The organism is Psychrobacter sp. AntiMn-1 (assembly GCF_001854065.1).
GTDB classification, from domain to species: Bacteria; Pseudomonadota; Gammaproteobacteria; order Pseudomonadales; family Moraxellaceae; genus Psychrobacter; species Psychrobacter pacificensis.
Window position 1 is genome coordinate 972,724 of record NZ_CP012969.1, and the last position, 12,832, is coordinate 985,555.

General features: G+C 44.1%; 10 protein-coding genes. 9 read left to right on the top strand and 1 reads right to left on the bottom strand.

Annotated elements, in window-relative coordinates; translation table 11 throughout:
* Positions 1-194: 194 nt before the first annotated feature.
* The 6 genes from rlmKL to AOT82_RS03985 all read left to right on the top strand — a co-directional run bounded on the left by rlmKL (position 195) and on the right by AOT82_RS03985 (position 7,399).
* Positions 195-2,489: a bifunctional 23S rRNA (guanine(2069)-N(7))-methyltransferase RlmK/23S rRNA (guanine(2445)-N(2))-methyltransferase RlmL gene (rlmKL, locus tag AOT82_RS03960; protein ID WP_071001907.1), complete on the top strand. Its 2,295-nt coding sequence runs from the start codon at positions 195-197 to the stop codon at positions 2,487-2,489.
* 259 nt (positions 2,490-2,748) lie between these two features.
* A complete protein-coding gene (locus AOT82_RS03965) occupies positions 2,749-3,324 on the top strand; it encodes a TerD family protein (RefSeq protein ID WP_058024753.1) in 576 nt (191 codons plus the stop codon).
* 222 nt (positions 3,325-3,546) lie between these two features.
* A complete protein-coding gene (locus AOT82_RS03970; protein ID WP_071001908.1) occupies positions 3,547-4,608 on the top strand; it encodes a DUF475 domain-containing protein in 1,062 nt (353 codons plus the stop codon).
* A 586-nt stretch (positions 4,609-5,194) separates the two neighbouring features.
* Positions 5,195-5,770: a TerD family protein gene (locus AOT82_RS03975; RefSeq protein ID WP_071001909.1), complete on the top strand. Its 576-nt coding sequence runs from the start codon at positions 5,195-5,197 to the stop codon at positions 5,768-5,770.
* A gap of 210 nt (positions 5,771-5,980) precedes the next feature.
* Positions 5,981-6,733, top strand: a complete 753-nt coding sequence (locus tag AOT82_RS03980; protein ID WP_071001910.1) for a TIGR00266 family protein — start codon at positions 5,981-5,983, stop codon at positions 6,731-6,733.
* A 57-nt stretch (positions 6,734-6,790) separates the two neighbouring features.
* Entirely contained in the window at positions 6,791-7,399 is a 609-nt protein-coding gene (locus tag AOT82_RS03985; RefSeq protein ID WP_071001911.1) for a TerD family protein, read from the top strand.
* Between the two features lie 280 nt (positions 7,400-7,679).
* On the opposite strand, the gene AOT82_RS03990 is transcribed toward AOT82_RS03985, so the two are convergent.
* Entirely contained in the window at positions 7,680-8,927 is a 1,248-nt protein-coding gene (locus tag AOT82_RS03990) for a TerD family protein (protein ID WP_071001912.1), read from the bottom strand.
* A 293-nt stretch (positions 8,928-9,220) separates the two neighbouring features.
* Between AOT82_RS03990 and AOT82_RS04000 the strand changes: the two genes are divergently transcribed.
* The 3 genes from AOT82_RS04000 to AOT82_RS04010 all read left to right on the top strand — a co-directional run bounded on the left by AOT82_RS04000 (position 9,221) and on the right by AOT82_RS04010 (position 12,805).
* Entirely contained in the window at positions 9,221-10,366 is a 1,146-nt protein-coding gene (locus AOT82_RS04000; protein WP_071001914.1) for an ATP-grasp domain-containing protein, read from the top strand.
* 66 nt (positions 10,367-10,432) lie between these two features.
* Complete coding sequence (locus AOT82_RS04005; protein WP_071001915.1) at positions 10,433-11,656, top strand: S1 family peptidase; 1,224 nt, start codon at positions 10,433-10,435, stop codon at positions 11,654-11,656.
* Between the two features lie 60 nt (positions 11,657-11,716).
* Complete coding sequence (locus tag AOT82_RS04010) at positions 11,717-12,805, top strand: NYN domain-containing protein (RefSeq protein ID WP_071001916.1); 1,089 nt, start codon at positions 11,717-11,719, stop codon at positions 12,803-12,805.
* The last annotated feature ends 27 nt before the right edge of the window (positions 12,806-12,832 follow it).

Here is a 12,832-nt window from a genome sequence, read left to right on the forward strand (position 1 = left end):
AGCCCTTGTAACTCCGTCAGTGGAAGTCAATGAACTGGTACTTTTGCAAGAGATCTAGTTATCGCACCTTAAACCTATCGCACCTTAAACATAGCCACTTTGAACCATCCTACCGTGAATTATGGTAAAATTACTGGTTAAAACATCTATTTTATTATTTGCCTCTTTTGTCAATTTAGCCCACAGGTACCCGTATGACCGAACAAACCGCAGCTGCACCCTCTTCCACATTGTCGCTTGATCTTATCATTACTTGTGCCGATGGGCTTGAGGCACCGCTGCAGACTGAGCTGACAAGTTTCGGTATTGATAGCGAAATCAAGAGTACTGGTCGTCTTGCCGTCACGGGTGATTTACGCGACTTGTATACCATCTGCCTTTGGTCACGTGTGGCTTCGCGGGTATTGATGCTCATCAAACGCAAAAACATCAATGCAGAATACGATATTGCAGAGCAGCTATATGGTTTGGCAAAATCCGTCAATTGGACTGAGCAGTTTAGCTTAGAGCAAACCTTTGCCATCCGTCTGTCTGTCGATAAGCGCGTTGCCGTCAGCCAGCAGTTTGCCATGTTACGGGTCAAAGACGCCATTGCGGACACCTTCAACGAAGTGTACGACAGCCGTCCGAATGTCGATAGCAAAAACCCAGATTTTTCTATCTTTGCGACCGTCAATGACAAACAGGCCGAGCTGTATTTAGATTTATCAGGGACCAGTTTGCATCGCCGTGGTTATCGCGTGGCTATGACAGAAGCCCCATTAAAAGAAAACTTGGCAGCTGCCCTACTCTATAGCGCTGGTTGGCACAAGAAAAACGAAGCAGGCGATGCACCTTACTATAATGCGTTAATAGACCCAATGTGTGGCTCTGGTACCTTCCTTATCGAAGCTCTACTCATGCACTGTGATTATGCTGTAGGTATCGACAAAGCGGCCAATCAATTTGGCTTCTATGAGTGGCAGCATCATGACGAGACGCTATGGCAGGAGATGATTGAGGATGCACAGACACGTTTTCGCGAAGCATTAGAGATTGCCAATGAGCAACCAGATACGCTGCCGCTTGTGTTGGGTTTTGATGCTGATAATGGCGCGATTATCGCAACCGAAAAAAACCTCATCGCGGCAGGACTTCAAGATTTGCTTCCGCTACTAGACATCGAACAGCGTGCGCTTGATCAACTTGGTAGCGCCCTAAAACCGCTCGTGGATGACGGTCGCTTGAGTAATCCTTTAATCATTACCAACCCGCCTTATGGTGAGCGTTTGGGTGATGAAGAAATGATTAAGCCACTGTATCAAGCCATTGGCCTGATTATACAAGACAGCTTCGCTGGCAGCGGTATCGATCCAATGCTTGGCATATTGGCCGCTCGTGTCGAGCAAGTAGATATCCTACCGATTAAAGAACCAAAAACGTTACGCTGTCATAATGGCGCGATCACCGTCTATTTCCGCTACGGAACGCTTATCGCTGGACAGACAGGCAATCTTGTCAGCCGTTTTGAAAAGCGTGAGATCGACGTAGAAGACGGACAAGACTTTATTAATCGTCTACAAAAAAATCTAAGCAAACTCAAAAAACTGGCCAAAAAAGACAATGTCAGTAACATTCGTGTCTACGATGCCGACTTGCCTGACTTTAAGGTTGCTATCGATTTATACGGCGATTATGCCCACGTGCAAGAGTATGCACCGCCTAAGACTATTCCACCTGAAACAGCCAAAAAACGCTTTAATCTCGCACTGATGGGTATCCGTGAAGTGTTTGATATTAACCGTGAGCAAATCTTTATCAAAACGCGTGCCCGTCAGTCTGGCAATGATCAGTATAGTAAACAGAGCACCACAGAAAAACGCGGCAAGTTTCATGTCGCCCGCGAAGATGGGGCGTATTTTTATGTCAACTTTACCGACTATCTCGATACGGGGCTTTTCATTGATCACCGTAATATGCGCGCACGGATCAAAAGCAACAGCCACGGCAAATCTGTACTTAACCTGTTTGCTTATACTTGTACCGCCAGTGTGCATGCAGCGCTTGCTGGTGCCAAAAAAGTCACGAGCGTTGATTTGTCACAGAACTACCTAGATTGGGGCAAACAAAACTTTGCCTTGAACGGTCTAGACGTCAGCCGCAATAAATATCAGTTCGTTGCTGCCGATATTTTTGAGTGGATCAAGGACAATACCGAGCAGTTTGATATTATCTTTATTGATCCACCGACGTTCTCAAACTCGAAGAAGTTCCAAGGCACCTTTGATGTGCAGCGTGATCATGCAGCTCTGATCAATCGGGCCATGAACCGCTTAACCTCTGATGGCGTCTTGTATTTTTCTAATAACTTCACTCGCTTTGAGCTAGATGAGCAGTTAGTCGAGCGCTACGATATTATTCATATCACCCAAAAGACGATCGGCTTTGATTTTAATATCAAAAAACCTATTCATCAAAGCTTTGAGATTCGTCATCGTCAGAGTCTATAGATAAGCATTTATGAGTGAGCAATGCTGCTATACTGGCAAATGCCATGAACAAGGTAGCTATAATGAGTAACGTAACTGCCTGAAACTTAAGTTTTTTGCCCAATGTATATAAAATATAACCATGACCCAATCGGCTTTGATTGGGTCATTTTTTGTTGTTATGATAGAGCATTACTAGGCGATGGATTTGCGCAGTGATAGCGTAAGCATCGCCTTTTATGTCATTAAATCTCTAACGTCTAATAATAAGGATAACACTATGGCTCTATCACTTAACAAAGGCGGTAACTTATCGCTAACGAAAACTGATCCAAATTTGACCAAGCTACTAATCGGTCTAGGCTGGGATGAGCGCGCCACCTCTGGTGCTGAGTTCGATCTTGATGCCAGCGTATTTTTGCTAAATGGTGCAGGTAAAGTGCGCGGCGACCATGATTTTATCTTCTATAATCAGCTGAAATCTGATAATGGCGCGGTCGAGCACACAGGTGACAACCGTACTGGCGAAGGCGATGGTGATGATGAAGTTATCAAAGTAAACTTAACCCAAGTACCTGCTGACGTTGATAAAGTAGTCGTGACGGTGACTATCCATGACGCTGCTACTCGCAACCAAAACTTCGGTCAGGTAGCCAATGCCTTTATCCGCGTTGTTAACGAAGAAACCGGTACTGAAGTGGTACGTTTTGATCTAGCAGAAGATTACTCTGTTGAGACAGCCATGGTATTCGGTGAAGTATATCGCCATAACGGTGAATGGAAGTTCCGCGCGGTAGGTCAAGGTTATTCAGGTGGCTTACAGGCGATGTGTCATCAGTACGGCGTTGATATCTAGAGCCTTATTTTTATTGGCATTTGGGCTATCAGCCATTCCGATTATCACGTCCAAGATATCAAGCGAGCATCGTTGCAAATAGTCACAATTTTTAATGCCCCAATGACTAGTAATGCTTTACGTTTCGTTTAAAATTATGCATAAAAAGTGGTTAGCAATAACCACTTTTTTGCGGCTTGTGTCTATAATAGACCAGCTTTACGCAACCAGATAGGATGTGTCATGAGACATTTTTATTTAGATATTATCTTCACAATCATTGCCTTAGCAATAGCGGCATGGTGGGGATATTCACATGGCGGTATGGGTGGGATGATAACCACGCTATCGATTACCGCTATTTTGGCCGTCATGGAGATTTCGTTATCTTTTGATAACGCGGTGGTCAACGCTTCAGTCCTTAAGGGCTGGGACGAATTTTGGAAAAAGATATTTTTAACCGTGGGTATTTTAATTGCGGTATTCGGTATGCGCTTGGTCTTCCCTATTGTCATCGTTGCGGTTACCGCTGACCTTGGTATGATGCAAGTGATCGATTTGGCCTTGAACAATCCTCAAGAATACTCAGCCAGATTGATGGCGCACCATGCTGAAATCTCAGCCTTTGGTGGTATTTTCTTACTATTGGTTTTCTTGAACTTTATTTTTGATGACAAAGATGTCCATTGGTTTGACTGGCTTGAGAGCCGTTTGGTCAAGCTAGGCAAAGTCGATGCGATGAGCGTATTTGTTGCGCTTATCGTCTTAATGATTGCGGTATCATGGGCCAGTGCAGAGCAGTCAAGTGCTGTGCTCATTGCTGGCGTTTGGGGCATTCTAGTATACCTTGGTGTACAGGTTGTCTCTGGTATGCTAGAAGGTGATCTCGAAGAAGACTTAGAAAACGAAGGAAGTGGCGCAGCCGCAACCAGCGCTATCATGAAAGGCGGTATCATTGGTTTCTTATACTTAGAAATCCTCGATGCTTCATTCAGTTTCGATGGTGTGATTGGCGCATTTGCCATTACCAATGATGTCATTGTTATCATGCTTGGTCTTGCCATTGGTGCGATGTTCGTACGTTCGATGACTATCTTCTTGGTAGACAAAGGCACGCTTGATGAGTTTATTTATCTTGAGCATGGCGCACATTACGCCATCGGTGCCTTAGCCATCATTATGCTGTTGTCAGTGAAGTTCCATGTACCAGAAATTATTACTGGTCTTATCGGTATTGCCTTTATTGGTTTTGCATTATGGGCGTCGCTGAAACATCGTAAAGCGGAAGCAGCAAGGCTTAATTAGCACCTGTTGTTCGCATGATGCTGTATAGCTTTGAGCAGGTCGTATCATCAGATATGGCCTGCTTTTTTGCGTTATAATGGCAGGCAAACAGGCTGGTCGGTTTTTGCCGAATAAAACCTTTATCTAAATACTTTTATTAATGGATTATTCAGTACAATATTACGTTTAAATTTTATTGAGTTGTCAAGCTTATAGCGGGTCGTACCAACATATCTGGTACGACCCGCTTTTTTTGGTTATGTCTTTGCAACCTAGGGTAGGTTTCTCTTCATTCTATGGCTTAATCCAAAGGAAACAGTCATTAAATAATTTACCTTTGCATAACAATACGTTAACCACTATTGCTAAGATGATTAAAAAGTATCAAAAATGCAGGGTTATTATGTCGCTTAGTAAGCATATAGTAAGCGCACAAAATACGCCTTGCTTAGTGAGCAAACGCTTAGTATAGTAAAACGTAATGATATGCAGGACGTGGTATACAACTAGGTTCTTTACCAGTTGTCCTTTCACATCAGTCACTGCACAACCTTTAATTTATTTTTTCGACCCAATCCACTTAATTATTAATCCAAAGGGTATTTGTATGGCTATTAGCTTAACAAAAGGCGGCAACGTAAACTTATCAAAAGAAGCACCAGGTTTAACCAACATCACAGTTGGTTTAGGCTGGGATCCACGCGCAACTGACGGTCAAGAGTTTGACTTGGACGCTATTGCCTTCTTAATCAACGAAGCAGGCAAAGTCCGTAACGATCAAGATTTTATCTTTTTTAATAATCTAAAGTCAGACAATGGCGCCGTTGAGCACACTGGTGATAACCGTACTGGCGAAGGCGATGGCGATGACGAAAAAATCAAAATAAATCTTGCGAGCATCCCAGCTGATGTAAACAAAGTTGCCATTTGTGCCATCATCTATGAAGGCCAAGCACGTAACCAAAACTTCGGTCAAGTTGGCGATGCTTATATCCGTGTTGTAAACGATAATGGTCAATCTGAAATCGCCCGTTACGACCTATCAGAAGATGGCAGCACTGAAACAGCTATGATCTTTGGTGAGCTATATCGCCACAGCGGCGATTGGAAATTCCGTGCCGTCGGTCAAGGTTTCAGCGGTGGTCTTGGACCATTAGCAGCGTCTTACGGCGTAAACGTGTAACGTTAAATTGACGTAAATATCTAGCGAGCCAAGCGTTGCTATCAGTTTTCTGATAGCAACGCCTATGAGCCATCAAGTGTGCCCTTTTAACGCATTTGATGGCTTTAAATTTAATAGGCTCATCAATATAAAAACGCTAAAACACATAGGTCTATCCCCCCCCACATTAAGAGCACCTATCAAAGATATTAGAATAAGGATTTGCACCCCATGGCCGCAACATTCAGTTTAATCGGTACTATTGAGCCTTTTTTGCATTGTAATCTCAAAAAAGGTGATTCAATTTATTGTGAAGCCAATGCAATGGTAATGATGGAGTCTAACCTTGAGCTAAAAGGTAAGCTACAAGGTGGACTGATGCAATCGCTTATGCGCCGCTTTGCCAATGATGAATCGTTATTTCAACAGCAGATTGAAGCAGTCCATGGCGAAGGCGACTGTTTGCTTGCCCCCACACTAGATGGCGATATGCAAATCATCGAGGTGGGATCACAGCAATATACCTTGAGTGATGGTGCTTTTGTCGCGGCGCAAACTGGCGTTGATATCAGAGCCAATATTCAGCGTAATCTAGGCGGCGCGGTATTCGGTGATAATGGTGGCTTTATGGTCATGCAGACGCAAGGAAAAGGTCAGGTTGTGGTATCTGGTTTTGGCTCATTGTTTGAGATTGAGGTCACCCCAGACAAAGATGTCATTATTGATAATGGTCATGTGGTTTGCTGGGATTCGAACCTCGACTATAAGCTGTCTGTCTCGACCAGCAAGAAAAAAGGCATCATGAGCAATATCATCAATTCCGTCACCAGTGGCGAAGGTATGGTTCTGAACTTTTCAGGAAGCGGTAAAGTCATTATTTGCTCGCGCAATCGCGACAGCTATCAAGGTTGGCTGCAGAGTGTCTTAGGAACGAGCTCAGGCGGTCGCGGCGGCGGCGGTGGTTTTTTAGATAATATCTTATAGCGTTTTTTAGAACTATGTTTAAGCAGTTTTACTCACAATTATTATAAGGATACTCACATGGCAGTTAGTCTACAAAAGGGACAGAAAATCTCCCTAAGCAAAGAAGCAGGCGGCGAGCTGACTCAAGTCAAATTAGGTCTAGGTTGGGATGTCGCTCAAAATCCACAAGACAAAAAAGGTGGCTTTTTAGGTAAATTATTCGGCGGTGGTAGCGGCGGCGATTCTATCGATTTGGATGCTTCGTGCATTATGTTTGACGCAAACAAACAAGCGGTCGATGCTATCTGGTTCAGTCAGCTTAAATCAAAAGATGGCAGTATCGTCCATACAGGCGACAACCGTACTGGCGACGGCGATGGCGATGATGAAGTCATCGACGTTGATCTCTCAAGAGTCCCAGCCAACGTGACTTCATTAGTGTTTACGGTCAATAGCTTTACCGGCCAGACGTTTGAGACGGTAGAAAACGCGTTTTGCCGTATCGTTAATGCCAATAACAACAGCGAAGTAGCTCGCTACAACTTATCGGCACAAGGTGGACATACTGCTATGGTGATGGCAAAAGTCTATCGGCATAACAATGAATGGAAAATGCACGCTATTGGCGAGACTGCGTCTGGTCGCACTTTCCATGATTTAATGCCTGCAATTACGCCGCACGCATAACTGAGTTGAGCCTTTAACTGGAGTATTACTAATCCAGTTGAATAATTTATTTCAAAAAAGAGCGGCCCATCTATCAATAGATGGGCCGCTCTTTTTATCAATGGGCTTTTACACTATAGTCAATCCTAAATAAAACAGATACATTATATATTAAGGTGGAACTGGTCTAAATTTTCCTTGCGTGCTGTACCTACGCTGCTCGATGCTGCGAAAAATTTATCCCAGTCCCGCTGTATCGTTTTTATACTGAATTCACTATAAAAAAGTATTATTAACGCTGTTATTTACGACCACGCTTCCAGCTAAACCCCCAGTTAAAGGCCTTATCCATTTCCTGATGCCCTTTAAAATACTGATTGATACGCTCGACATTGATACTGCCTTGCTGATTGACCAAACGCGCGATGGCACACATCGGCAAGTTACTAGCCCCTTCTGTTAAACGGGTCTCAATCGGTGACTGATCGGGTACATGAATGGTCACGACGCCATCGGTTTTTTCCCAGTTTGGCGCGCCCTCATAAATAAAGGCAAAGATAAATACCTCCTCAATCTGTGACCACTGCTTACCATTGATATCAAGCCACTCACCGCCACTCACCTGCCCCGTTCTATCATCGGCTCGCAGGCATACATAAGGCGCTGATTGCAGGCTACCAAAGCGATTACCCAGTGCTTGAATCAGGGTTTTTTCGCCGTTTTTTAGATGAATCATCGCGCCAACATCTAGATCTATACCGCTTGATTGATGCTGTTTGAACAGATCACCCAATAGGCCTTCCTTGGGTGCTGACTTATTACTCTCTGGACGTTGGTTCCAGTCTAAGTTCACTGAGATTTTGCCAAAATCATCGCGCTTTTTCAGATTGATGCTGGACTGATTTTTGGTTAAAGTGATTTTGTTTAGGTTGACCGACGGGGTCGCAGGAATCGGTGGCGGAGTACTCGCTTGAGAGGTATTGTCTGCTTTTTGCGTATTAATCAGCTGAGCCTGATTTTGCGTTGTATTTTGGGGTGCTGGCGCATCATCAGCAATCTCAACGCCAAAGTGCTCCGACAACGGTTTTAGGCCGCCATTAAATCCTTGCGCGATAAAGCGAAACTTCCAGTTGCCTTGTCTGCGATAACACTCCGCCAAAATAATGGCTTTTTCATTACGCCCAGCACTGCTCAGCTGACAAGTCATCAATACCTGACTGCCTTGTAGTACCTGAATATCGACATCGCCGACTTGTGCCAGCGTTTGCTCGCTAGAGAATGCCAAAGCGATTTTTTCAATACTCGCAGGCTGCGCGGGCAAATTGATATCAAAAAATCCGTCACTGTCGTGACCACGAAAACTAACATTGCCATCATCGCTACGTTTCTGACCATAAAATATCATGTCACCATCGCCGCGTACTTTGCCATCAGTCGTCAGACGATAAGCGGCGCAATCAATGGCGTTTTGGCTTAAGATGCGGACACTAATATTATCAGTTGGTAATGGTGCATTGGCACCTGCGATCAGTTGCTGAGGTTGATTCATCATACGTCCTTTAGATTCTTTATTATGTTGTCGTTGTTGTCATTGGCATGCTCACTATCGTCATATAGTAGCATGAATATTATGAACATTTTAAACCGACCAACCGCGCTACTAGCTACAAGATCACTCTTACAAATCCTTTTGCCTATTTCATCAGGGGCATTTATAACCTGTGCCATTTGTATATAATATATGCTGCTGAATGATCAAATTTTGACTATACTGCCGCCAGTTTTCAATAACCGTATCCACTCATCCAACTCCCTACATATGATAATAACGCTGAGAGAATTATGACTAACCTTGCTAACGATAGCGTCCACTCCACATCAATAGCTGCTTGGTTAGCTGAGGGTCAATCCAGCCAGCGCGATATGTTAGAGAGCTTACAGAACTTAAAAAGCAAATCTAGCACCCCTTTTAATATTATTGCCTCACACCGTCATAACCGACCTGAGATTTTTGAATTTGCTGATAGGGTCTATCGCGAACCATATCCAGAAAAAGCAGCCATAGAGGATGAGGCACAAGAGACAACTGAGCCTGTTATACCTCGCTGGCAATTCGTCTTGGAACACGCCAAAGAGCACAACGTCAAAGTATTATTAACGGGGCGCAATGGGGTCGATTATGAAGCGCATCGTGAGGCGTTTGATGCCGCTGGTATTCGTTTGCTTACAGGCGCAACCAGCGTAGCAGCACTAGAGTCGATCGAAGATAAGTTTGCCTTTATGCAGCAGTGTCACCAACACAATATCCCTGTCGCTGATGCTTGGCGCTTTGATAATGTGACAGAGCTGGAAGCATTACTTGCCGAACACGGTCATCAGCCCCTATGTGTCAAACCAGTTGTTGGTATTTTTGCTCAAGGATTTTGGCGCTTGGACTCAGGTAAAGAACCTGATGAACACTACGATAGTTTTGAGCATTTGTACTTTACCGAAGAGAAAAAAATCAATACCGCGCAGTTTATCAATGCGTATACCAACAGTCTAATGGTACGTGAGCGCCCTATTCCTATGCTGCTTATGCCTTATCTATCAGGGCAGGAATACTCTATCGATGTGGTCTGCGAATACGGTGAGGTCTTGGCCGCCGTCACGCGTTATAAAACCGGCAAAATCCAGCATATTGGCTATGAGCAATCCGTCATGGATGTGGTGATTCCATTGATTAAAGCCTTTGGCTGTGACGGTATCGTCAGTGTGCAGACCAAAGCTGATGATGACGGTCAGCACCGTGTGCTTGAGATCAATAGCCGCCCGTCTGGTGGTATTGGTTACACAACGCATAGCGATGTGGATTTGACACAGGTCGGATTTGGCTATTGGCTTGGCTTGACCGATAAGCCACAATTGACTGATATCATACAGCAAATAACGCCCTGTCAAGTACGCTCCATTATGGTAGGCGTAAAAATTGAAGATACTGCTGAATAAGTAAAAATAAGCAGGCAACATAAAGAACGACTGACAACCGAGTATATATCCAATAAAAGGTAGACGATGACAGCACAGACCACACTCGTGTTAGGCGCTAATGCTGTTATCGCAGACGTGCGCTGCTCGGTCGCATTTTCTAGCACTTCTCCGCTTAAGTTTGGACAGCAGCTTGGGCTACTTTGGTTGCCATTAGATGCCAATCGTCAGGCTGTTTGTAGCCCTGCTTATTTACATGAGCCCAAAGACTGGGCAACGATAGATGATGCCAATAACCCAAGCAAATGGCAGCTTAATCTACCCAAATTGTTTGAGCAACAAGGTGTGCATTTTTTACAGCTGATTGCTTATGCTTACGATGAGCCTAGCCTGAACTTGCCTGCGGTTGAGCTAAGCAATGTTTGCTTAACACTGAATGATGGCGCACTTCGCTACGACTTTACAGCGCGCGAACGCCACGTCAAAGCTGCGATTATACTAGAGATATATCAGCGGAATGGACAGTTTAAATGTCGGGCGCTTGACGAAGCTTCGACCCAAGGTTTGACGAGTCTTGAGCAGCGAGTACAAGTCAGTCTTGATGTTCGTCCACCCAACACACATGCACGTATCCAAGCAGCACAGCAACAGCAAGCCTGCCCTCACAATGAAATGCGTCCGCCTCGTCACGTGCAGGCAGGTGAGACATGGACAGGGACGGCGTTTGCCATTGATCCGCACCACTTGCTCACCTGCTATCATGTGATTGAGTCCGCTCAAATGATTGGCATACGCCAGCAAGGTCAGCCTGATCGCGAGGCACAAGTCGTGCTCAGTGATATCGGTAGCGACTCCGCTATTATCAGAGTCAGTGACCCCCTGCCCAGCCATATACCATTGGCACAGCAATGCAGTGACATATTGGGTGAGACCATTACTACATTAGGATTTCCATTATCAGGGCTAAGCAGTCAACTACAAGTCACACAAGGCTGTATCTCAGGGCTAACGGGCTTAAACGATGATATTCGTTATCTTCAGTTTACCGCACCCATTCAGCCTGGCTCTAGTGGTAGTCCTTTACTACTACCAACCGGTGAGGTCATCGGCATGGTGACTGCCAGTCTCGTTCATGAACACGCCCAAAACATGAACTATGCGGTGAAATTTCAGTTATTATCTGCCTTAATTGCGAGCGCTGGGATCAGTTTGGAGAGTAAGGCTGATTCGTCAAGCGCCACGCTTCTGACCACGCCGCAACTGAGCAAGCAAAGTCGCAGTGCATTATGGCTGGTAGGCTGTCAGGGTTAACGACATACTACAATGATAAGATCAAAAGAAAAACGGTATTAATCAAGGACTGTTATATCAATGAAACTCAACAACATAGCCGTTCTTATCGATGCCGATAATGCTTCAGCTAATAACATTAATTATATTTTACGTAAGATAGAGAGTATCGGTAATGTTACTTGCAAAAAAGTCTATGGTGACTGGGGCAATGTACATATTCAAGGTTGGCAAGAAGCACTCTTAAAACACGCTATCGACCCAATACAACATTTCGCCTATGCTAAAGGTAAAAATACGACTGATATTGGTCTAGTTATTGAAGCTATGGACTTATTACATAGTGGTCATTATGACGGTTTTTGCTTAGTATCTAGTGATAGTGACTTCACTGCTTTGGCGTTACGCATACGAAAAAATGGTATCAAAGTCTTTGGTTTCGGTAAAAAGCAGACCGTTAAAGCATTCACACAAGCCTGTGACAGTTTTTACTACGTGGAGGATCTAGTACCTTTACCAAAAGCACTGCCCATTAGCGAGCACAAAGACACGCCTAGCTTTGATACTAAGACAAAACCATTGCTGCCTGTCGCCGAATCCAAAACATCACCCGAAAAATGGACAACCAAAGCACTTCAAAAGCAGACACATCTTATTAGCATATTAAACAAGCTGATAAAAGAAGACCCAAATTCTGCCAAAGGCTGGTCAAATTTATCTTATCTTGCCAGCCAGATTAAACAACACCATACAAATATCAAGTTAGATAGATATGGCTATGCAAAGTTTTCAGAATTAATTATAGCAATGGCGTTATATGACATCCGTACTGTGAACAAAGTCATTTCTATTAAACTAAAAAATGGTACATTGCCAATGTCCAGTGTAGCACCAAACGGCAATGTCACGTCAACATGGAATGAGAGTCGCCTAAAATGTGATACAAAATTATTAAATAGTCTGCGTGCTTCCATTATCGATCACCCGAAAGCCGACCACGAGCGCTGGGTGAATTTCGGTTTGATTGGCAACGCCATAAAAACACACTACCCAAATTTCGATCCTAAAAATTACGGTTATGCCAGACTCTCTAGCATGATTAGAAATATCGGAATATTTGAAACCAAAACGGTAAACTCTACGCTCTATGTACGTCATAAAGCTAAGTAAACACTAGCAACAAACAAAATCTGATAA